Below are 20828 nucleotides of genomic sequence, written 5' to 3' on the forward strand. Positions count from 1 at the left end.
ACAACAATCAAATGTGGGAGCTGGCTTGCCTGCGATGCAGACACCTCGGTACTTGTGCAAAACCAAGGTGATGCTATCGCAGGCAAGCCAGCTCCCACAGGGGATTTTCATTGTGCTCAGGTGAGTTGCTCGGCTACGGATTCCGGGATGTCGGCATTCGAGTAGACGTTCTGCACATCATCCAGGTCTTCGAGCATGTCCAGCATCTTCAGCACTTTCTGTGCACCGTCCAGGTCCAGCTCGGCACTGGTGGTGGGCAGCATCACGATTTCCGCGTCGGTGCCTTTGAAACCAGCGGCTTCCAGCGCGTTACGCACCGCATAGAAGCCGGCAAACGAGGTGAACACGTCGATGGAGCCGTCTTCGTTGGTCACCACATCGTCGGCGTCCGCCTCCATCGCGGCTTCCATCAAGGCGTCTTCATCGGTGCCAGGCGCAAACGTGATCTGCCCTTTGCGCTCGAACAGGTAAGCCACCGAACCGTCAGTGCCCAGGTTGCCGCCACATTTGCTGAAGGCATGGCGCACAGCCGCCGCCGTGCGGTTGCGGTTATCGGTCATGCACTCGACCATCACCGCCACGCCGCCCGGGCCGTAGCCTTCGTAGCTCAGCTCGACCATGTCGTCGGTGTCGGCAGCGCCGGCACCACGGGCCACCGCGCGATCGATGATGTCGCGGCTCATGTTTGCGCCCAAGGCCTTGTCCAGCGCCAGGCGCAGACGCGGGTTGGAACCTGGGTCACCACCGCCTTGGCGGGCGGCGACGGTCAGTTCGCGAATCCACTTGGTGAAGATCTTGCCTTTCTTGGCATCCTGACGCTCTTTGCGGTGCTTGATGTTCGCCCACTTGGAATGGCCAGCCATAACACAACTCCGAAATTCTCTAGAAACCTTATCAATCCCGCCCCAGGCAGGAATTCCCTCTTTTAAACGCAAAGGCGCATCCGAAGATGCGCCTTTTTGACTGCGTAAAACCTTATTGCGCTTTCACGCCGCAGCCTTACTCAGCCTTCGGCGCCTCGCGCAGACGGATGTGCAGTTCGCGCAACGCCTTGGCATCCACTACGCCCGGCGCCTGGGTCATGACGTCCGCAGCACTCTGGGTTTTCGGGAAGGCGATCACTTCACGGATCGACTGGGCGCCGGTCATCAGCATCACCAGACGGTCCAGGCCGAACGCCAAGCCACCGTGCGGCGGCGCACCGTACTTGAGGGCGTCGAGCAGGAAGCCGAACTTCTCTTCCTGTTCCGCTTCGTTGATGCCCAACAGGCGGAACACCGTTTGTTGCATCTCTTTGCGGTGGATACGGATCGAACCGCCACCCAGCTCGGTGCCGTTGAGCACCATGTCGTAAGCGCGCGACAGAGCGCCGGCCGGGTTGGCTTCCAACTCTTCAGGCGAGCACTTCGGCGCGGTGAACGGGTGGTGCAAGGCGCTGAAGCTGCCGTCGTCGTTTTCTTCGAACATCGGGAAGTCGACGACCCACATCGGTGCCCACTTGCAGGTCAGCAGGTCCAGGTCGTGACCGAGCTTGATACGCAGCGCGCCCAAGGCCTCGCTGACGATCTTGGCCTTGTCGGCACCGAAGAACACGATGTCGCCATCGACTGCACCGACGCGGTCCAGGATCGCGTTCAGGTTGTCCAACGGAATGTTTTTGACGATCGGCGATTGCAGGCCGTCAACGCCATTGGCGCGCTCGTTGACCTTGATGTACGCCAGGCCTTTGGCACCGTAGATGCCGACAAACTTGGTGTAGTCGTCGATCTGCTTGCGCGGCATGCTCGCGCCGCCAGGCACGCGCAGGGCGGCGATACGGCATTTCGGGTCGTTGGCCGGACCGCTGAATACCTTGAAGTCGACTGCTTTGAGCTGGTCGGCCACGTCCACCAGTTCCAGCGGGTTACGCAGGTCTGGCTTGTCGGAACCGTAACGGCGCATGGCTTCTTCGAAGGTCATGTGCGGGAATTCGCCGAACTCCAGGTCCAGCACTTCCTTGAACAGGTTGCGGATCATTTGCTCGGTCAGGCCCATGATCTCTTTTTCATCGAGGAAGCTGGTCTCGATGTCGATCTGGGTGAATTCAGGCTGGCGGTCAGCGCGCAGGTCTTCGTCACGGAAGCACTTGGCGATCTGGTAGTAACGGTCGAAGCCGGCAACCATCAGCAGTTGTTTGAACAGCTGCGGCGATTGCGGTAATGCGAAGAACGAACCGGCGTGGGTACGGCTTGGCACCAGGTAGTCACGCGCGCCTTCCGGGGTGGCCCGGGTCAGGATCGGCGTTTCGACGTCGAGGAAGCCGTTTTCGTCGAGGAAGCGGCGGATGCTGGTGGTCATGCGCGATCGCAGGCGCAGCTTCTCGGCCATTTCCGGACGACGCAGGTCCAGGAAGCGGTAGCGCAGGCGGGTTTCTTCGCCCACGTCGGAGTATTCGTTGAGTGGGAACGGCGGGGTTTCCGACTCGTTCAGCACTTCCAGCTCATAACCCAGCACTTCGATGGCGCCGGAGGCCATGTTGGCATTTACAGCACCGGCCGGGCGCAGGCGCACCTTGCCGGTGATTTTAACGACGTATTCGCTGCGCACGCGATCGGCGGCGGCGAAGCTCTCGGCGCGGTCCGGGTCGAACACCACTTGGGCCAGACCATCACGATCACGGATATCGAGGAAAATTACCCCGCCGTGGTCGCGGCGACGGTGAACCCATCCGCAAAGGGTGATTTCCTGACCATCCAGGGTCTCGTTCAGTTGGCCGCAATAGTGGCTGCGCATCATGGTAGTGGTTTCACTTCTCGTAATTCGAAATTCGATGGAGGCTCGCCTCGTCACCGTACAGTTAAGCAGGGGACGGATAATGCAGGAGCCTGCGCGTAGAGTTCAACTCAGTCTGCTTTGTCGCCGCCCGCCAGATTCTTCTTGGCGCCGGTCTTGAAGTCGGTCTCATACCAGCCGCCGCCGCTCAGGCGGAAGCCCGGCATGGACAACATCTTCTTCAGCTCAGGTGCCTGGCAGGCTGGGCAATCGACCAGCGGCGCGGCGCTGATCTTCTGAATGGCTTCCAACTGATGACCACAGGAAGCACATTGATAGTCGTACATGGGCATGGAGATGTCTCGGCGATCAGATCGTAACTGCACCACGCCCACCCTGTGGATAAGCCAGGGACGCGCAGCAAAGCGCGGGATTATATCTGGTAAATCGACACAGTGCAGCCGGCTTTCTGCCCGAAGCCCGGCCCGCCTTGACGGCGGGCCGCTTCGTAACCGGCGGTTTAATCCAGGCCCGTGGCGCTGGCGCGATCTTTTAATACGTGGACCACGCACACGACCCGCACCAGCCCGCTGAAGTTCTTCACTCCCCCGTAACGCAAATGCACTTCCCGATCGACGTACGACAACAACGCGCTGACTGAACAGGCATTGATCCTGGCTATCTCCGTGAGGATATTCCAATAGATCTGCTCCAGACGCAGGCAGGTGGAAAACCCGTTGAGCCTGACCGACCGGGACAGCGGCTTGCCCAGTCCCATGTCGAACCCTTTGGCAAAGGGGTCGACCTTTATCTTGTGAAAACCAGTGGTTTCCATCACTCCATTACCCACTCCGCGTGACATACACCTGACACTCCATTGCCAAACAGCAGCCCATGGGTTTCTCCCATTGGGCAGTGAGCCTATAAAACAGCAGGGCGAGAGGGGCAGCCAGAAGACGCGGATTGGAAAGTTGTAGGACAACGCCAGGAAGTGCGGAGAAACAAGCGAGCGACGCCAGGGAGGCGCCACTCAGGGGGGCTTTTACTGGTTTTCAAGCAAGGAACGCAGCATCCACGCGGTTTTCTCGTGAACTTGCATGCGCTGGGTCAACAGGTCGGCGGTCGGCTCGTCACTGACCTTGTCGAGCAACGGGAAAATACCGCGTGCGGTGCGCGTGACGGCTTCCTGGCCGGCCACCAGTTGCTTGATCATCTCTTCGGCGCTGGGCACGCCCTCTTCTTCCTTGATCGAAGACAGCCGCGCATAGATCGAATAGGCTCCCGGTGCCGGGAAGCCCAGAGCGCGGATACGCTCGGCAATGGAGTCCACCGCCAGCGCGAGTTCGTTGTACTGCTCCTCGAACATCAAGTGCAGCGTACGAAACATGGGGCCGGTAACGTTCCAGTGGAAGTTGTGGGTTTTCAAATACAGTACATAGGTATCGGACAGCAGCCGTGAAAGCCCATCGACGATGGATTTACGGTCTTCTTCACTGATACCAATATCGATTGCCATGTCTTTCCCCTTCAATTGACGAACATTCATTGATCAGGTGCAGGTCCACTCTAGCAAGAGTGCCGACGGTGTGCAGCCCGGTACAGGCAGGCAGCGTGCGACATATCGCCCCTCTCCACGGCTGCGCCTGTCAGCAACGGGCTAACCTGTGTGACGAGTCGGAAAACGCTAAAATTACCGCTCGCACGGCACGCCACTGTCTAGGACAAGCGTTTGACGCAGAAATGCCATGGCGCTGGCAACACCCCGAAATGCTTGATTTGAGTAGGCACAGCCTTTGCTGTTAAATAGACGGCGTGTGGTTGCCGTTTATCTCTGCGGCACGCCACATAGGCTGATACCCGCGCACGTGCCCAACGCCTCCCATTGTTCAGAAGCGAACCGTGCCAGTCAGCTCTTCCTTGTGATCCGTCTTAACGTGAGTTAATCAAAATGTTGAAAATCGTCCACCTCCTGACGGGCGTTGCAGCGTTGCTGCTGTCCTTTATTCCGAGTCTGCAGCCTGAAAGCCTGCCGTACCTGGAACAACACGACGCCCTGTACCTGGCCTTGTTCGGCCTTCTTAACCTGACGCTCGCACCGGTAATCCCTTACTGGAACAAAGGCACGCGTCATCAACTGCAAAACCTGGTCAGCGCGCTGTTGGTACTGACCGTTGTCGTGCAAACCCTCACCCTCCTGGCACCTATGCCTGAAGTGGGCGGCCACCCGGCCATCCTGCTCAGCCTGGTGATTGCTGTGGTCGCCATCGTTCTTCACTTGGCCATCAGCTTCTACCGTTCGTCGCCTGCCGCGGCGTCGCAAAACTACGACATGACCAACCGGGATACCGGGACCGTCAAGTGGTTCAACACCTCCAAAGGCTTCGGCTTTATTTCCCGCGATTCGGGCGACGATATCTTCGTCCACTTCCGGGCCATCCGTGGCGAAGGCCATCGCGTACTGGTCGAAGGCCAGCGCGTGGAGTTCTCCGTCATGAACCGCGACAAAGGCCTGCAAGCCGAAGACGTGATTGCGGCCTTGCCGCGTCGCTGATTCCTACCCGCAGCGCATAAAAAAACCGCGATCCGGCTGAGCTGGATCGCGGTTTTTTATGCACGGCTATTTAACCAAGGCCGCTTAATAATGTGGCGGCGGCGCTTCTTCTTCGGAGGTCTCGAACTGCCCGCCCATTTCTTCCTGGCGCTTGAGCAGCGCCGTCATCTGCATTTGCAGGCGCTCCACCGCACGCTGCTGGGTGACCAGGATGTCATTGAGGGTCTCGATGGTGTCGTCCTGGAAGGCCAGGCGGCTTTCCAGATCGGTAACGCGGTCTTGCAGGTCCATGATTCAGTCCTGGGTAAAGATGAAGTCGGCAGGCAGTAACCCGCGCAATTGGCTGCGAATCGCCGCCACCTGCTCGTCGGTATAAGGCCGGGCCGGGTGTTTGCCCCAGACCGGTGCCGGCCAGGCCGCATCGTCACGTTTGCGCACAATCACATGCACGTGCAACTGGCTGACCACATTACCCAGCGCGCCGATGTTCATCTTGTCGGCCGCCAGCCCTTCATTAAGCAACTGTGCCAGGGCGGTCGTCTCTTGCCACAACCGCTGCTGATCGGCGACATCCAGTTGAAACACTTCGCTGATACCGTCGATGCGCGGCACCAGAATGAACCAGGGGTAATTGGCGTCGTTGGACAGCAGCAGGCGGCAGAGCGGGAAGTCCCCAATGGCCAGTGTGTCTTGTTGCAGGCGTTGGTCTAAGGCGAACACGCGGCACTCCGTTCGGCAGGTCAATTTCAGGTGCCCAGCATACCTTCGAATGCCCAAGGCTTCACGGCGAATGCGGGAGCGTTGAGGCAACCGGGCAAAAAAGTACGCACCCTTTCGAGGCAGACAAATATTTGAGCTACGCTAAATCGGGCCTCAGGGGGATGCACCAAAATGACCCACCCGTGCCTCAAAGGGATCCGCCAATTACCCACTCAAGGGGTGAACCGGTAACGCTTTGCCCTGGCACAGGATTTTTGTACCTCCCAACGGGTGTTTCAGCGGGGCGTCAAGCCCAAACCAAACGACGTAAAAAGCCCGTGCTTATGCGGTTTTTACACGGCCGTAACGTTTTTCACGAAAAAATGACATTCGGTTACCGCTTTGTGCACGCTTGTTGCATTCACACCCGTATCGTCGGCAACGGCACCCGTTTGGATACAGGTGTTACGCGACAAGAAACAGTAGCGTTCAGGTGCATTTCAAGGATGAGTTCAAAATTCGCAAGGGGTATGAACACTGCACTTTAGTTGTCAGCCTGGTAACACTCGGGCTGTGAATTTGCGACAGGGAAATAGCAATTTACGACAGCCTCGTAAAGAAGCTGAAAGGATAGATGAGTAAGTATCGTCAATAGGGTCTGCGTGATATAACTTTGCGCCGACACAAAAAAGAAAGAGCCGCCCAGATAAAAATACAGGTGGGACGGCAGTACTCTTCCTAAAACCAAAGGAGCAAATCACGATGCGCGTGATGAAGTGGAGCATGATCGCCCTGGCTGTATCAGCAGGCACCTCGCAGTTCGCAATGGCGTCCGCCCAGGACGATTCCAAGGGCTTTGTTGAAGACAGCACTTTCAGCATCAACACTCGCCTCCTGAACTTCGGTCGCGACTTCCGTAACAACGACACCGGCAAAAGCCGCGTCAACGAAACCGGCCTGGGCTTCAACGGCCTGTTCCAGTCGGGCTACACCCAAGGCACCATCGGTGTCGGTGTTGACGTGATCGGCCTGCTGGGCGTGAAACTGGACAGCGGCAAGGGTCGTTCGGGCACTGGCCTGTTCCCTACCGGGGCCGACGGTCGCTCGCAAGACGACTACTCCAAAGGCGGCGGCGCCGTTAAGTTCCGCATCTCCGACACCGTGCTTAAAGTCGGCGACCAGTACACCACCGCGCCGGTGTTCGCTTCCGACGACAGCCGCTTGCTGCCAGAGCTGCCGCAAGGTATCTCGATCACCAGCAACGAGATCAAGGGCCTGAAACTCGAAGGCGGTCACTTCACCTCGAGCGTGGCACAAGCACAGACGTTCCATGACAGCCTGGGCCTGACCAAAACCGACTTCATCGGTGGTGTCTACGCCCTGACGCCGGAAGTCAGCGCCAGCCTCTACTACGCGAAGACCGAAGACTACTGGAAGAAAACCTACGCCAACCTGAACTGGACTCACGCGCTGAGCAACGAACAGTCCTTGGCCGTTGACTTCAATATCTACAGCACCAAAAGCGATGGTCTTGGCCTGCAACGCGCAGAAAAAGACAACACCACCAAACTGGATAACCGTGCGTACAGCTTGCAAGGCGCGTACACCATCCAGGCTCACACCTTCACCCTGGCCTACCAGAAAGTCAGCGGTGACGGTGACTACGGCTACGGCGTAGACGGCGGCGGCACGATTTTCCTGGCCAACTCCATTGCCCGTTCCGACTTCAACGCTGAAGACGAAAAATCCTGGCAAGCTCGCTACGACCTGAACATGGCCACTTTCGGCGTGCCAGGCCTGAGCTTCATGACTCGTTATGTCAGCGGTAGCGGCGCCAACACTGGCACCACTTCGAACGGCAAAGAGTGGGAACGTGACATCGAAGCCAAGTACGTGGTTCAGAGCGGCCCGGCAAAAGACCTGAGCCTGCGCGTTCGTCAAGCGACCTATCGTTCGTCTGATGGCGTGTACTACGGTTCGGCGTCGATCGACGAACTGCGTCTGATCGCGCAATACCCGCTGAACATCTTGTAATTAGCCATTTAATTACAATGATGACTTAAGGCTTGGGCCTTAATTAAAAAGCCTCTCCCCTGTTTTGCAAGGGAGCGGCTTTTTTGTTTCAGCTTTATTACAAAGAAAAAATAACTAGCAAGCTAAGTAACTAAACTAACCTCAGGTGTCGAACCTGACCTAACGGCCAAGTTCGACAGCCTGCCGCTTAGTTATTTGGCAAGCGGCTCTTGCATCACGCGAATAACTCGCTGTGGAAACGGAATATCAATACCCGCGCCTTTCAAACGATCACGCGCCAGTTCATTGAGCATAAACACCACGTCCCAATAATCCGGGGTATTGGTCCAGCAACGCAGGGAGACGGTAATCGAACTGTCACCCAAGGTCGACACCACGGCCACAGGCGCTGGGTCGGCCAGTACGCGTGGGTCTTTGGCCAGCTCCAACAGCACTTCACGGGCCTTCTGCAGATCGGCTTCGTAGTCGACACCCACATCAAACACTACTTTGCGGGTCGGCTGACGGTTGGTGTTGGTGATGATGCCGTTGGACAGGATGCCGTTGGGCACGATCACGGTCTTGTTGTCGCCAGTACGCAGCACGGTGTGGAAGATCTGGATGCTGTCGACAGTCCCGGACGTGCCCTGGGCTTCGATCCAGTCACCAATGCGGAACGGGCGGAACAGCAGAATCAGCACGCCACCGGCAAAGTTCGCCAGGCTGCCCTGCAACGCCAGGCCGATGGCCAGGGTGGCGGCACCGATCGCGGCGACAAACGAGGTGGTGGCCACGCCGATCATCGAGGCCACACTGACGATCAGCATGACTTTAAGCGCAATGTTCGCAAGGCTGGTGATGAAGTGCTGCAACGCCAGGTCGGCGTTACGCAGCGCCAGCAAGCGCCCCACGCGGTGGGTCAATACGTTGATCAGCCACCAGCCGATGGCCAGGGTGATCACCGCCAGCAACACACGGCTGCCGTATTCCATGATCATGGGGATCCAGGACTGCGAGGTCTTGATCAGGTGATCCATTTCAGCGTTTAAATCCATCTATCTTCTCCTGTTGCGCGGATGTGCGGCTTAATTGACTGCCTTAAAACGCAAATGAGCCCCGAAGGGCTCAAGTGTAGGCACTGTTTCTGGGGCGTGGGACGTTAAAAACGCCTACAGGTTCCCCAATGTGCCATCAGTCGCGGAAGTTATTGAACTGCAGCGGCATGTCGAAGGTCTTGGCGCGCAGGGCGGCGATGGCTTCTTGCAGGTCGTCACGCTTCTTGCCGGTGATACGCACTTGCTCACCCTGAATGGCAGCCTGGACTTTCAACTTGGCATCTTTGACGTGAGCAACGATCTTCTTCGCCAGCTCCTTGTCGATGCCTTCCTTGAGCACGGCTTCCTGCTTCATCAGCTTGCCCGAGGCATAGGCGTCCTTGATTTCAAGGCACTGTGCGTCGATCTTGCGCTTGACCAACGACAGCTTGAGGATCTCGATCATCGCTTCCAGCTGGAAATCGGCTTCAGCGGTCAGGTTGACGGTCAGTTCCTTTTCCTTGAACTCGAAGCTGCCCTTGCCCTTCAAGTCATAGCGACGGTCCAGTTCCTTGACGGCGTTTTCGACGGCGTTGGTGACTTCGTGTTTGTCCAGTTCGGATACCACGTCGAACGAAGGCATGTCATTTCTCCAATATAAGGGGCGGGCTCAGTAGAGATGGAGCGCGCCCAAGCTAAAATGCCGAGGCATTATAGCGGTTCTTTCGCGCCATTCATCGCAGGCGACCCTACGGAGCACAAACTGATGTCGACCACCTGGCATATTCTCGGCGCCGGCAGCCTGGGCACCCTCTGGGCCACGCGCTTGTCACGCGCGGGCCTGCCCGTGCGGCTGATAGTGCGCGATGCCGCGCGCCTGGCCAGCTATCGCGAGGCGGGCGGCCTGACCCTGGTGGAACACGGCATAGAAAATTCTTACCCGGTGATTGGCGAAACACCTGACAGCCCCGGACCGATTCATCGCCTGCTGGTGGCGTGCAAAGCCTACGACGCCCAAAGCGCCATCGCACAGCTGCAACACCGACTGGCACCCGACGCTGAACTGATCCTGCTGCAAAACGGCCTTGGCAGCCAGGATGCGGTGGCCGCGCAATTGCCCCAGGCCCGCTGTATCTTTGCCTCCAGCACCGAAGGCGCGTTTCGCGACGGCGATTGGCGCGTGGTCTTCGCCGGCCACGGCTTCACCTGGCTGGGGGACTCCAGCCACCCCACTGCCCCGCTGTGGCTGGACGACCTGCACGCCGCTGGCATTCCCCATGATTGGAGCACCGACATCCTCACGCGCTTGTGGCGCAAGCTGGCGCTCAATTGCGCCATCAACCCATTGACCGTGCTTTACCAGTGCCGCAACGGTGGCCTGCAAGCCCATCACTGTGAAGTCGCGACGTTGTGCGCCGAATTGAGCGAGTTGCTCGAATGTTGCGGCCAACCCGCCGCCGCACAAGACTTGCACAGCGAAGTGGAACGGGTGATCCAGGCCACCGCGGCCAACTATTCCTCCATGTATCAGGACGTGGCCAACAACCGTCGCACCGAAATCAGCTACCTGCTCGGCTATGCGTGCCAGGCGGCAGCACGCCATCAATTGGTGCTGCCCCATCTGCAACAGTTGCAGGCGCGCCTGGTCGACGACTTGCACTCACGCGGATTGGCCAGCGACTGAGGCACGCGCTACCCTGCCTACCTGTCTATCACCTGGAAAAAACCTGATGCCACTGCGCCAGCGTCTAGAAAACCTACCGGTAGGGCAGAAACTGCTGGCCGCCCTGCTGGTGCTGTTGACCACCGTATTGCTGGTGGCCAACCTGACGTTTATCAGCGCCGCCTATTGGATTTCCCAGGAAAGCATGGCACCCCAGGCGCTGCAGGCCATCGGTCGATTGGTGTCAAACCCCGCCCTCGCCGCCGAAGCCCTTGAGTCCCCGGCCAAGGCCGACGCCCTGCTCAATGAGTTGACCAGCTATTCACCCTTGCGCGCCGCCGCGCTGTACGACGGCGAAGGCACCTTGCTCGCACAGATGCAGCACGGCAACCGCCTGCACCTGCCGGAAAACTACCGACATATCGAAGCCTGGCGCCTCACCGAATTTCGCAGCAACCAGGTCATCACCCTGCCCCGCGCCGGCCAGCCGTCCGGGCATTTGCTGTTGGTGGCCAGCAGTGAGTTGCCGGTGGCCTTCTATACCGGCACATTGACTGCCAGCCTCGGCATCCTGATTTTCAGCGTATTGCTGTGGCTGGTCATCGCTCGCCAGATCAAACGCCTGATCACCCGCCCGATCCATGAGCTGGAAGAACTCTCACGCCAGGTAACCCGTGAAGAGAACTACGCCCTGCGTGCCGGGCGCGGCAACCATGATGAAATCGGCAGCCTGGCCGAAGCCTTCAACACCATGTTGTCGCGCATCGAAGCCCGCGAGCAGCAGCTCAAACGTGCGCGGGACGACTCTCAGGCAGCCTACGACCAGGCCCAGGGCCTGGCCGAAGAAACACGCCACACCAACCGCAAGCTGGAGTTGGAAGTGCAGGTGCGCAGCAAGATCGAGAAAAAGCTCACCGGTTTCCAGAACTACCTCAACAGCATCATCGACTCGATGCCGTCGGCGCTGATAGCCCTGGATGAACAACTTTACGTCACCCAATGGAACCAGGAAGCCACGGCACTTTCCGGCACACGCCTGGATGAAGCGCTGAACCAGCCGATCTTCCTCGCCTTCCAGCCGCTCAAACCGTACCTGCCGCAGATAAAGGCCACGGTGGAGCAGCACACGGTCGAACGCATCGAACGCGTCACCTGGATCAAGGACGATGAACCCAAGCATTACGCCCTGACCTTCTACCCATTGATGGGCGGTGCCGGGCGCGGCGTGGTGATCCGTATCGACGACATCACCCAGCGTTTGTCCCTGGAAGAAATGATGGTGCAGTCGGAAAAAATGCTCTCTGTCGGTGGCCTGGCTGCAGGCATGGCCCATGAGATCAACAACCCGCTGGGGGCGATCCTGCATAACGTACAGAACATCCGCCGACGCCTGTCTCCCGACCTGCCCAGGAACCTGGAACACGCCGAACAGGCCGGGATCGAGCTGGAGACGGTCAACCACTACCTGCAAAGCCGCGAAGTCCCGCAACTGCTCGATGGCATCCAGCAAGCCGGTGCGCGGGCGGCGAAGATCGTCACCCATATGCTCAGCTTCAGCCGCCGCAGCAACCGCCAGATGGCGCCGTGCGATTTGCCGGCACTGATCGACCAGGCCGTGGAAATTGCCGGTAACGACTTCGACCTGACCATCGGCTTTGACTTCAAGGGCCAGGCGATCATCCGCCAGTTCGACCCACAACTGGGCCCGGTGCCGGGTACCGCCAACGAGCTGGAACAGGTGCTGCTCAACCTGCTGAAAAACGCTGCGCAGGCCATTCACCTGCGCGAAGACGACAGCGAGCCGGGGCGCATTATCCTGCGCACCCGCCTCAACCCGCCGTGGGCGGAGATCCAGGTGGAAGACAATGGCATCGGCATGAGCGAAAACGTGCGCAAACGCACGTTCGAGCCGTTCTTCACCACCAAGGAAATCGGCCAAGGCACCGGGCTTGGGCTGTCGGTGTCGTACTTCATCATCACCAATAACCATAAAGGCCAGATGGAAGTGCATTCCACCCTCGGCCAGGGCACCTGTTTTACCCTGCGCCTGCCGTTGGCCAGCAGCCAAATCCCACCCTATGAACTGACTCAACTGGAGCAATGACCATGGGCTTTCGCCTGTCGAAGATCTACACCCGCACCGGCGACAAGGGCGAGACAGGCCTGGGCGATGGCCGTCGCGTACCCAAGGACCACCCTCGCGTGGAGGCGATTGGCGAGGTGGATACGCTCAACAGCCAGTTGGGTTTGCTGCTGGCCAGCCTTGAAGAACAGAGCGGCAAGCACCCGCAGCTCAACGAGCTGATTGAGGTGCTGACACCTTGCCAGCACCGCTTGTTCGACTTGGGGGGTGAGTTGGCGATGCCCGTGTACAAAGCGTTGAATGCCGCAGAAGTCGACCGGCTGGAAGCGGCGATTGATCGTTGGAACGAGGAGGTCGGGCCGTTGGAGAACTTCATCTTGCCCGGCGGTTCAGCGTTGATTGCCCAGGCCCATGTGTGCCGCAGCCTGGCGCGCAGTGCGGAGCGGCGGTGTCAGCAGTTGAATGCGATTGAGCCGTTGGAAGGCGTGGGGCTTGCGTATATCAATCGGTTGTCGGATGTGTTGTTTGTGGCGGCGCGGGTGATTGCCAAGCGCCAGGGTGTAGCGGAAGTGTTGTGGCAGGCGGCGGCGAAGCCCCACTAAGATCGTTCCCACGCTCTGCGTGGGAATGCCTCTTGTGACGCTCGGCGTCACGCTTTGGGACGCGGAGCGTCCATGGCTGCATTCCCACGCGGAGCGTGGGAACGATCATCAAACCTCAGGCCAGAACGCGCGAATACCTGCCACACCCTGAGCCCCGGCTGCCCAAGCCTGTTCCCGCTCAGCCGGCCCCACACCGCCCAGCAGAAACACCGGTTTGCTGAACCCACGGATCAACTCTGCCGCCTGCTCCCAACCCAACGGCTGGGCATCAGGATGAGTCTGGGTCGGCTGCACCGGCGACAGCGTGACAAAATCCACGTCCATCATCTCTGCCAGCGCCAGCTCCTCGGCGTTGTGGCAAGAAGCCGCCAACCAGCGATCCTTCGGCAGCGGTCGGCCTTTGCTCGCGTATTTACGCAATTGCGCCGAGGTCATGTGCCAGCCGGCGGCAGGGAAATCCCCCAGCCATTCGAACGGCCCTTTAAGCATCAGTTGCGCCTTGCCGGCACACAGCCCCACCGCGTCCACCGCCAGGTCACGGTATTTAGGGTCGTAACCATTGGGCGCACGCAGTTGAATCAGCTTGATGCCACCGGCAATGGCTTTTTGAATGCCCCGCAGCAGGGTCGGCGTTTCCAGCTCACCCGGGGTAATCAGGTATTCAGCGGGCAAACGGGCAGCTGCAACAATCGGTGCATTCGCCGCCGGGAACTCATAGTTGAGCAAGTCCCGTGGCATCACCCATTCCAGCGGCTGCCCTTCGGCACCGTGGGGCTCGCCGGTAAAGGCCGAGACTTCCCAGACATCCAGCAACACCTGCTTGTCCGGGTAGTCATGCTGCACCTTGATCAGCGGGCGCGCCGTACTGACCTCAATGCCAAGCTCTTCCTGCAACTCGCGAGACAACGCGGCAACGACCGACTCATCAGCCTCCACCTTGCCGCCGGGAAACTCCCAGAGACCGCCTTGATGCTGGGTATCGGCACGGCGTGCCAGCAGGATCCTGCCGTCGACGCCACGGATCACCGCGGCTGCTACATGCACTCGTTTCACCAGGCTTTCCTCTTGGCTTTCAGGTGCGGTATTCCGCGTTGATCTTCACGTACTCGTGGGACAGGTCGGTGGTCCAGATGGTTTCGCTGCACTCGCCGCGACCCAACTCGATGCGGATGGTGATTTCTTCCTGCTGCATCACCGCCGAGCCCTGGGCTTCGGTGTAGGTTTCGGCGCGAGCACCACGGCTGGCAATGCACACGTCACCGAGGAATACGTCGATCTTGCTGACGTCCAGGTCCGGCACACCGGCACGGCCGACGGCAGCGAGGATGCGGCCCCAGTTCGGGTCGGAAGCAAACAGTGCGGTCTTGATCAGTGGCGAGTGGGCCACGGTGTAACCCACATCCAGGCATTCCTGGTGATTGCCGCCGCCGTTGACTTCAACCGTGACAAACTTGGTTGCGCCCTCGCCGTCACGCACGATGGCCTGGGCCACGTCCATGCACACCTCGAACACCGCCTGCTTCAATGCGGCGAACAGCGCGCCCTCGGTGGAGGTGATTTCCGGCAGGTTGGCCTGGCCGGTGGCGATCAGCATGCAGCAGTCGTTGGTCGAGGTATCGCCATCGATGGTGATGCGGTTGAACGACTTGTTGGCGCCGTCGAGCATCAGGCGCTGCAATACGTCACGAGAGACTTTGGCGTCGGTGGCAATGTAGCCGAGCATGGTGGCCATGTTCGGGCGGATCATGCCCGCGCCCTTGCTGATGCCGGTGACGGTGACGGTCACGCCATCGTGTACAAACTGGCGGCTCGCGCCTTTGGGCAAGGTGTCGGTGGTCATGATGCCGGTGGCCGCAGCCGCCCAGTTATCCACAGACAGGTCGTCCAAAGCGGCTTGCAGCGCACCTTCGATTTTTTCCACCGGCAGCGGCTCACCGATCACACCGGTGGAGTACGGCAGCACTTGGCTGGCATCCACGCCGGTCAGTTGGGCCAGCTTGGCGCAGGTGCGCGCAGCGGCAACCAGGCCTGGCTCGCCGGTACCGGCGTTGGCATTACCAGTGTTGGTCAGCAGGTAACGGATCGAGCCGGCCACGCGTTGCTTGGCCAGGATCACCGGTGCGGCGCAAAACGCGTTGAGCGTGAACACACCCGCAACCGTCGAGCCTTCGGCACAGCGCATCACCACTACATCTTTGCGCCCTGGGCGCTTGATGCCGGCCGAAGCGATACCGAGTTCAAAACCGGCGACCGGGTGCAAAGTGGGCAAAGGACCAAGACCAACAGCCATGAATGCGCTCCTTAAAAATAGGTGATGTCTGTGCCGTCGTGATCGACGGTGAAATTAATGGCAAAACGCCGCGACGGCAAAGGCCGGTCGCGGCGCAGGGTGTTGCAGCGTCAGGCAAAAATCTTAGTTGATTTCGCCGTGGCAGTGTTTGAACTTCTTGCCCGAACCGCACCAGCACAGCTCGTTGCGGCCCAACTTCTGGTCATTGCGAACCGGGGTTTGAGCCAGGGCCACATCGACCTCTTCGCCCAAGACTTCCGGCGCTTCCAGGCCCGGTGCTTCGTCATGCTGGAACTGCATGCGCGCAGCCAGTGCCTCGGCTTCCTGACGCAGGCGGGCTTCTTCCTCGATCGGGTCTTCGCGGCGCACCTGAACGTGGGAGAGCACGCGAATCGAATCGCGCTTGATCGAATCCAACAGCTCGGAGAACAGCGTGAACGACTCGCGCTTGTACTCCTGCTTCGGGTTCTTCTGGGCGTAGCCACGCAGGTGGATACCGTGACGCAGGTGGTCCATGGTCGACAGGTGGTCTTTCCACAGGTCATCCAGCACACGCAGAACGATTTGCTTCTCGAAGGTGCGCAGTGCTTCGGCGCTCGCCTGCTCTTCTTTCTCGTTGTACGCGGCCAGCAGCTCGGTCATCAGCTTCTCGCGCAGGGTTTCTTCGTACAGGTGGTCGTCTTCGTCCAGCCACTGCTGAACCGGCAAGTCCACACCGAAGTCGCTCTTCAACGCAGCTTCCAGGCCGGCAACATCCCACTGCTCAGGCAGGGATTGTGGCGGGATGTGTGCGCTGACGGTGGCGTTGAGCACGTCCTGACGGAAATCAGCGATGGTTTCGCCAATGTTGTCGGCGGCCAGCAACGTGTTACGCATGTGATAAATCACTTTACGCTGTTCGTTGTTGACGTCATCGAACTCAAGCAGTTGCTTACGAATGTCGAAGTTGCGGCCTTCAACTTTGCGCTGGGCCTTCTCGATGGCGTTGGTCACCATGCGGTGCTCGATCGCTTCACCGGACTGCATGCCCAAGGCTTTCATGAAGTTCTTCACCCGATCAGAGGCGAAGATACGCATCAGGCTGTCTTCCAGCGACAGGTAGAAGCGGCTGGAACCGGCGTCACCCTGGCGACCGGCACGACCACGCAACTGGTTGTCGATACGGCGCGATTCGTGACGCTCGGACGCGATCACCTGTAAACCACCGGATTCCAGTACCGCCTGGTGGCGTTTCTGCCAGTCAGCCTTGATCTGAGCGATTTGCTCAGGGCTTGGGTTTTCCAGTGCTGCAACTTCCACTTCCCAGTTACCGCCCAACAGGATGTCGGTACCACGACCGGCCATGTTGGTGGCGATGGTCAGTGCGCCTGGGCGACCGGCCTGGGCAATGATCTCGGCTTCTTTTTCGTGGAACTTGGCGTTGAGGACCTTGTGCTCGATGCCTTCCTTGTTGAGCAGGTTGGACACGTGCTCGGAAGTCTCGATGGTGGCAGTACCCACCAGGATCGGACGACCCTGGGCCATGCCGTCCTTGATGTCGTTGATGATTGCCGCGTACTTCTCTTCGGCCGTCAGGAACACCAGGTCGTTAAAGTCTTTACGCGCCAGCGGCTTGTTCGGTGGGATCACCATCACGGCCAGGCTGTAGATCTGGTGGAATTCGAACGCTTCGGTGTCGGCTGTACCGGTCATGCCGGACAGTTTGTTGTACAGACGGAAGTAGTTCTGGAAGGTGGTGGACGCCAACGTCTGGCTCTCGGCCTGGATGTTGAGCATTTCCTTGGCTTCGATGGCCTGGTGCAGGCCTTCGGACAGACGACGACCCGGCATGGTACGGCCGGTGTGTTCGTCAACCAGTACGACCTGGCCGTCCTGGACGATGTATTCAACGTTGCGATGGAACAGCTTGTGGGCGCGCAGGCCGGCATACACGTGGGTCAACAGGCCCAGGTTGTGCGCCGAATAGAGGCTTTCGCCCTCGGCCAGCTCGCCGATCTGGGTCAGCATCTCTTCGACAAACTGGTGACCGGCTTCGTTGAGTTCGACCTGGCGGGTCTTCTCGTCGATGGTGAAATGACCTTCTTTGGTCACCACGCCTTCCACTTCCTCAACGTGCTGCACCAGGCGCGGGATCAACTTGTTGATCTCGGTGTACAGGCGCGAGCTGTCTTCGGCCTGGCCGGAGATGATCAGCGGGGTACGCGCTTCGTCGATGAGGATGGAGTCGACTTCGTCGATCACGGCAAAGTTGAGTTCGCGCTGGAATTTTTCTTCCATGCTGAACGCCATATTGTCGCGCAGGTAGTCGAAACCGAATTCGTTGTTGGTGCCGTAGGTAATGTCACACGCGTAAGCGGCGCGCTTTTCTTCCGGCGGCTGGAACGGCGTGACTACGCCGACGGTCAGGCCGAGGTATTCATACAGCGGGCGCATCCAGTTGGCGTCCCGGCGAGCCAGGTAGTCGTTCACCGTCACAACGTGCACGCCCTTGCCGGACAATGCGTTGAGGTAAACGCCCAGGGTTGCCACCAGGGTCTTGCCTTCACCGGTACGCATTTCGGCAATCATGCCTTCATGCAAGGTCATGCCACCGATCAACTGTACGTCGAAGTGGCGCATGCCCATGACACGCTTACCGGCTTCACGGGCGACCGCAAAGGCTTCAGGCAACAGCTTGTCGAGGGTTTCACCTTTGGCTATGCGGGCCTTGAACTCTTCGGTCTTGGCGCGCAATTGCTCGTCCGACAGGGCAACCATCTGCTCTTCGAAGGCATTGACCAGCTGCACCGTCTTGAGCATGCGTTTGACTTCGCGCTCATTCTTGCTTCCAAAAAGTTTCTTTAACAAAGGCGCAAACATATCGGCAGGTTCTTCCACACATAGGGATGGAGGGCGCACCGTGAGTGGCCCGAGCAGCCCTCACGGCCGCATGCGAACGCGCATTCTACCCGGAATCGTGGGTGAGGAAAGTGGCGTTATTCCCCGATGCTGGCATGGCGCTGTGAGAGGGCTTGTTTAAAATAAGGGCTTTTGCCGGAACTTCAACCCATCAAGCGCAGAAGTTACCTATTGATTTCACTCGCATTGCCCTGCTATCGCTTTGCCTGGGGCCGCACAGGCGCTTTCTGCTAAGATGGCAGCTCTGTTACTTAAGGTGTCTAGACATGGCGTTTCGCCCACTTACAGCCCGCGCGCCCAGCGTGTTGCTCCGCGAAGCCAAACCGTTGAAAGCCATCTTCGGCCACGCGCAACGCTTGGGCCATTTGCAACGCCTTGTAGAGAGCCAACTGCAACCTGCCGCACGCGAACATTGCCATGTGGCGTCGTGGCGCGAAGGCAATTTACTGTTAATTGTCACCGACGGGCATTGGGCAACCCGCCTGCGCTACCAGCAAAAACGCTTGCAGCGGCAATTAATGGCATTTGATGAGTTTGCGAGCCTGACCCGCATCCAGTTCAAGGTGCAGCCGCCCACCGTGCAGCAAGGTGCAGTGGGCCACACCATGGACCTGTCGCAGAACGCCGCCGAAACCATTCAAGCCACGGCCGACGGCATCAGCGATCCGGGCTTGCGCGCAGCACTGGAGCGGTTGGCCGCCCACGCCAGGCCCAAGCCCTGAGCCACTACTTGCGTTTGCTGCCGCCCAGCAACGAGCCCAACAACCCGCGCACCAACTGCCGTCCCATTTGATTGGCCGCCTGCTGCATGGCGGATTTGAGCGCCTTGCCCGCGGTAGTCCCCAGGAACGCCCCAGCCTTGTCGGTAAAGCTCGGTTCTTCGGCGGTCGGCTTGGCCTCCTCCGTCGGGCCAAGCTCCTTGCGCGCCATCAGCACTTCATAGGCCGACTCACGGTCAATCGGCTTGTCGTAGCGCCCCAATAAAGGCGAACTGGCGATGATCGCGGCGCGCTCGGCTTCGCTCAGCGGCCCGATCCGCGATTGCGGCGGCGCCACCAGTACGCGTTGGACCACTTCCGGCGTACCCTTTTCCTGCAACGTACCTACCAATGCCTCACCGGTGCCCAACTCGGTCAACACCGACAAGGTATCGAACGCCGGGTTGGGGCGAAAACCGTCCGCCACCGCACGCAGGGATTTCTGCTCTTTGGTGGTGAACGCCCGCAGGCCATGCTGGATACGCAGGCCCAGTTGCGCCAATACCGTGTCGGGCAAATCCCCTGGGGATTGAGTGACAAAGTACACACCCACGCCTTTGGAACGAATCAACCGCACCACTTGCTCCAGGCGATCCTGCAATGCCTTGGGCGTATCGGCGAACAATAAATGCGCCTCGTCGAAAAACAGCGCCAGCAGCGGTTTGTCGGCATCGCCACGCTCGGGCAGTTGCTCGAACAACTCGGCCAGCAGCCACAGCAGGAAGGTCGCATAGACCTTGGGCGCCTCATGCACCAGACGGCTTGCGTCCAGCAGGTGGATGCGCCCGCGACCATCGCTGGCCGGCTGCAAGATATCTTCAAGTTGCAGGGCCGGCTCGCCGAACAAGGCTTCGGCGCCCTGCTGCTCCAGCACCGCCAAACGCCGCAACAGCGCCTGGCTGGAGCCGGTGGTCATCAGCGCCGCGTCGTCGCCCAGCAGCTCCGGGTGATAACGCAGATGGTTGAGCAAGGCCTTGAGGTCTTTGAGGTCCAGCAGCAACAGGCCTTCGCGGTCGGCCACCTTGAAGGTCGCATAGAGTGCCGATTGCTGGCTGTCGGTAAGCTCAAGCAGGCTGCCAAGCAATAACGGCCCCATTTCGCTGATGGTAGTGCGCAATGGATGACCGGACTGCCCGTGGATATCCCACAGTGTTACCGGATACGCCTTGGCCGTGTAATTAAGGAAGGGCATGCCAGCAATGCGCTCGGCCACCTTGCCTTGCGGGTTGGCCGCAGCGCCAAGGCCGCACAGGTCACCCTTGATATCAGCGGCAAACACGGCCACACCCGCATCGCTGAAGGCTTCCGCCAAGCGCTGCAACGTGACGGTTTTACCTGTGCCGGTGGCGCCGGCAATCAACCCATGACGATTGGCCAGGCGCATGGCCTGGGCAATGGGCTGGCCGTCCAGGCCGGCGCCGATAAGGAGTTGCGAGGAATCAGGCATTTCGTCACCTTTGGTTAATCTTTAGTGCCGTCAGGTCGA

Annotated in this window: 19 protein-coding genes; 6 read left to right on the top strand and 13 right to left on the bottom strand. The window is 59.4% G+C overall.

Features of this window, described 5'->3' with window-relative positions:
* Positions 1–116 precede the first annotated feature (116 nt).
* The 5 genes from K0H48_RS01000 to K0H48_RS01020 all read right to left on the bottom strand — a co-directional run bounded on the left by K0H48_RS01000 (position 117) and on the right by K0H48_RS01020 (position 4267).
* On the bottom strand, positions 117–863 hold the full coding sequence (locus tag K0H48_RS01000; RefSeq protein ID WP_017139810.1) for a YebC/PmpR family DNA-binding transcriptional regulator: 747 nt from the start codon (positions 861–863) through the stop codon (positions 117–119).
* A 136-nt stretch (positions 864–999) separates the two neighbouring features.
* Entirely contained in the window at positions 1000–2775 is a 1776-nt protein-coding gene (aspS, locus tag K0H48_RS01005) for an aspartate--tRNA ligase (RefSeq protein ID WP_219265926.1), read from the bottom strand.
* 107 nt (positions 2776–2882) lie between these two features.
* On the bottom strand, positions 2883–3104 hold the full coding sequence (locus tag K0H48_RS01010; protein WP_017139808.1) for an FmdB family zinc ribbon protein: 222 nt from the start codon (positions 3102–3104) through the stop codon (positions 2883–2885).
* 167 nt (positions 3105–3271) lie between these two features.
* Positions 3272–3613: a ribbon-helix-helix domain-containing protein gene (locus tag K0H48_RS01015; RefSeq protein WP_219265928.1), complete on the bottom strand. Its 342-nt coding sequence runs from the start codon at positions 3611–3613 to the stop codon at positions 3272–3274.
* Between the two features lie 180 nt (positions 3614–3793).
* Positions 3794–4267, bottom strand: coding sequence for a Dps family protein (locus tag K0H48_RS01020; protein WP_003193874.1), 474 nt, complete (start codon positions 4265–4267; stop codon positions 3794–3796).
* Between the two features lie 432 nt (positions 4268–4699).
* Here K0H48_RS01020 and K0H48_RS30920 point away from each other — a divergent pair, with 432 nt between their 5' ends.
* A complete protein-coding gene (locus K0H48_RS30920; RefSeq protein ID WP_003193875.1) occupies positions 4700–5302 on the top strand; it encodes a cold-shock protein in 603 nt (200 codons plus the stop codon).
* 84 nt (positions 5303–5386) lie between these two features.
* Here K0H48_RS30920 and K0H48_RS01030 read toward each other — a convergent pair whose 3' ends face one another.
* Both K0H48_RS01030 and K0H48_RS01035 read right to left on the bottom strand, forming a co-directional pair.
* Positions 5387–5593: a SlyX family protein gene (locus tag K0H48_RS01030; RefSeq protein WP_017139805.1), complete on the bottom strand. Its 207-nt coding sequence runs from the start codon at positions 5591–5593 to the stop codon at positions 5387–5389.
* A 3-nt stretch (positions 5594–5596) separates the two neighbouring features.
* Positions 5597–6022, bottom strand: coding sequence for an HIT domain-containing protein (locus K0H48_RS01035; protein WP_219265930.1), 426 nt, complete (start codon positions 6020–6022; stop codon positions 5597–5599).
* Between the two features lie 741 nt (positions 6023–6763).
* Between K0H48_RS01035 and K0H48_RS01040 the strand changes: the two genes are divergently transcribed.
* Entirely contained in the window at positions 6764–8035 is a 1272-nt protein-coding gene (locus tag K0H48_RS01040; RefSeq protein ID WP_219265938.1) for an OprD family porin, read from the top strand.
* A 191-nt stretch (positions 8036–8226) separates the two neighbouring features.
* On the opposite strand, the gene K0H48_RS01045 is transcribed toward K0H48_RS01040, so the two are convergent.
* Together K0H48_RS01045 and K0H48_RS01050 are read right to left on the bottom strand one after the other, a co-directional pair.
* Complete coding sequence (locus K0H48_RS01045) at positions 8227–9069, bottom strand: mechanosensitive ion channel family protein (RefSeq protein WP_138814041.1); 843 nt, start codon at positions 9067–9069, stop codon at positions 8227–8229.
* 136 nt (positions 9070–9205) lie between these two features.
* On the bottom strand, positions 9206–9691 hold the full coding sequence (locus K0H48_RS01050) for a YajQ family cyclic di-GMP-binding protein (RefSeq protein WP_003209785.1): 486 nt from the start codon (positions 9689–9691) through the stop codon (positions 9206–9208).
* A 123-nt stretch (positions 9692–9814) separates the two neighbouring features.
* On the opposite strand from K0H48_RS01050, the gene K0H48_RS01055 reads away from it, so the two are divergent.
* Genes K0H48_RS01055 through K0H48_RS01065 form a run of 3 tightly spaced genes read left to right on the top strand, consistent with a single transcriptional unit; the run spans position 9815 to position 13396 of the window.
* Positions 9815–10732 carry a putative 2-dehydropantoate 2-reductase gene (locus K0H48_RS01055; protein WP_219265940.1) on the top strand — a complete coding sequence of 306 codons (918 nt, stop codon included), beginning with the start codon at positions 9815–9817 and terminating at the stop codon, positions 10730–10732.
* A 46-nt stretch (positions 10733–10778) separates the two neighbouring features.
* Positions 10779–12815, top strand: coding sequence for an ATP-binding protein (locus tag K0H48_RS01060; RefSeq protein WP_219265942.1), 2037 nt, complete (start codon positions 10779–10781; stop codon positions 12813–12815).
* A 2-nt stretch (positions 12816–12817) separates the two neighbouring features.
* Positions 12818–13396, top strand: coding sequence for a cob(I)yrinic acid a,c-diamide adenosyltransferase (locus K0H48_RS01065; RefSeq protein ID WP_219265944.1), 579 nt, complete (start codon positions 12818–12820; stop codon positions 13394–13396).
* A gap of 108 nt (positions 13397–13504) precedes the next feature.
* On the opposite strand, the gene K0H48_RS01070 is transcribed toward K0H48_RS01065, so the two are convergent.
* The 3 genes from K0H48_RS01070 to secA all read right to left on the bottom strand — a co-directional run bounded on the left by K0H48_RS01070 (position 13505) and on the right by secA (position 18545).
* Positions 13505–14449, bottom strand: a complete 945-nt coding sequence (locus tag K0H48_RS01070; RefSeq protein WP_219265945.1) for a Nudix family hydrolase — start codon at positions 14447–14449, stop codon at positions 13505–13507.
* Between the two features lie 19 nt (positions 14450–14468).
* On the bottom strand, positions 14469–15686 hold the full coding sequence (argJ, locus tag K0H48_RS01075; RefSeq protein ID WP_219265947.1) for a bifunctional glutamate N-acetyltransferase/amino-acid acetyltransferase ArgJ: 1218 nt from the start codon (positions 15684–15686) through the stop codon (positions 14469–14471).
* Positions 15687–15809: 123 nt separating this feature from the next.
* Positions 15810–18545 carry a preprotein translocase subunit SecA gene (gene secA / locus K0H48_RS01080; RefSeq protein ID WP_138814034.1) on the bottom strand — a complete coding sequence of 912 codons (2736 nt, stop codon included), beginning with the start codon at positions 18543–18545 and terminating at the stop codon, positions 15810–15812.
* A gap of 305 nt (positions 18546–18850) precedes the next feature.
* On the opposite strand from secA, the gene K0H48_RS01085 reads away from it, so the two are divergent.
* On the top strand, positions 18851–19306 hold the full coding sequence (locus tag K0H48_RS01085; protein ID WP_056858560.1) for a DUF721 domain-containing protein: 456 nt from the start codon (positions 18851–18853) through the stop codon (positions 19304–19306).
* Between the two features lie 4 nt (positions 19307–19310).
* Here K0H48_RS01085 and K0H48_RS01090 read toward each other — a convergent pair whose 3' ends face one another.
* Positions 19311–20789, bottom strand: coding sequence for a helicase HerA-like domain-containing protein (locus tag K0H48_RS01090; RefSeq protein ID WP_200433040.1), 1479 nt, complete (start codon positions 20787–20789; stop codon positions 19311–19313).
* Positions 20790–20828 lie beyond the last annotated feature (39 nt).

Origin of the sequence: Pseudomonas sp. Xaverov 259 (genome assembly GCF_019352915.1) — a bacterium.
GTDB lineage: Bacteria > Pseudomonadota > Gammaproteobacteria > Pseudomonadales > Pseudomonadaceae > Aquipseudomonas.

Bases quoted from the DNA above. Each gene is read 5' to 3' on its own strand.
- secA (WP_138814034.1), bottom strand. From the start codon at position 18,545: ATGTTTGCGCCTTTGTTAAAGAAACTTTTTGGAAGCAAGAATGAGCGC.
- K0H48_RS01050 (WP_003209785.1), bottom strand. From the start codon at position 9,691: ATGCCTTCGTTCGACGTGGTATCCGAACTGGACAAACACGAAGTCACC.
- K0H48_RS01090 (WP_200433040.1), bottom strand. From the start codon at position 20,789: ATGCCTGATTCCTCGCAACTCCTTATCGGCGCCGGCCTGGACGGCCAG.
- argJ (WP_219265947.1), bottom strand. From the start codon at position 15,686: ATGGCTGTTGGTCTTGGTCCTTTGCCCACTTTGCACCCGGTCGCCGGT.
- K0H48_RS01045 (WP_138814041.1), bottom strand. From the start codon at position 9,069: ATGGATTTAAACGCTGAAATGGATCACCTGATCAAGACCTCGCAGTCC.
- K0H48_RS01030 (WP_017139805.1), bottom strand. From the start codon at position 5,593: ATGGACCTGCAAGACCGCGTTACCGATCTGGAAAGCCGCCTGGCCTTC.
- aspS (WP_219265926.1), bottom strand. From the start codon at position 2,775: ATGATGCGCAGCCACTATTGCGGCCAACTGAACGAGACCCTGGATGGT.
- K0H48_RS01020 (WP_003193874.1), bottom strand. From the start codon at position 4,267: ATGGCAATCGATATTGGTATCAGTGAAGAAGACCGTAAATCCATCGTC.
- K0H48_RS01085 (WP_056858560.1), top strand. From the start codon at position 18,851: ATGGCGTTTCGCCCACTTACAGCCCGCGCGCCCAGCGTGTTGCTCCGC.
- K0H48_RS01055 (WP_219265940.1), top strand. From the start codon at position 9,815: ATGTCGACCACCTGGCATATTCTCGGCGCCGGCAGCCTGGGCACCCTC.
- K0H48_RS01040 (WP_219265938.1), top strand. From the start codon at position 6,764: ATGCGCGTGATGAAGTGGAGCATGATCGCCCTGGCTGTATCAGCAGGC.
- K0H48_RS01065 (WP_219265944.1), top strand. From the start codon at position 12,818: ATGGGCTTTCGCCTGTCGAAGATCTACACCCGCACCGGCGACAAGGGC.
- K0H48_RS01060 (WP_219265942.1), top strand. From the start codon at position 10,779: ATGCCACTGCGCCAGCGTCTAGAAAACCTACCGGTAGGGCAGAAACTG.
- K0H48_RS01015 (WP_219265928.1), bottom strand. From the start codon at position 3,613: ATGTCACGCGGAGTGGGTAATGGAGTGATGGAAACCACTGGTTTTCAC.
- K0H48_RS30920 (WP_003193875.1), top strand. From the start codon at position 4,700: ATGTTGAAAATCGTCCACCTCCTGACGGGCGTTGCAGCGTTGCTGCTG.
- K0H48_RS01000 (WP_017139810.1), bottom strand. From the start codon at position 863: ATGGCTGGCCATTCCAAGTGGGCGAACATCAAGCACCGCAAAGAGCGT.
- K0H48_RS01010 (WP_017139808.1), bottom strand. From the start codon at position 3,104: ATGCCCATGTACGACTATCAATGTGCTTCCTGTGGTCATCAGTTGGAA.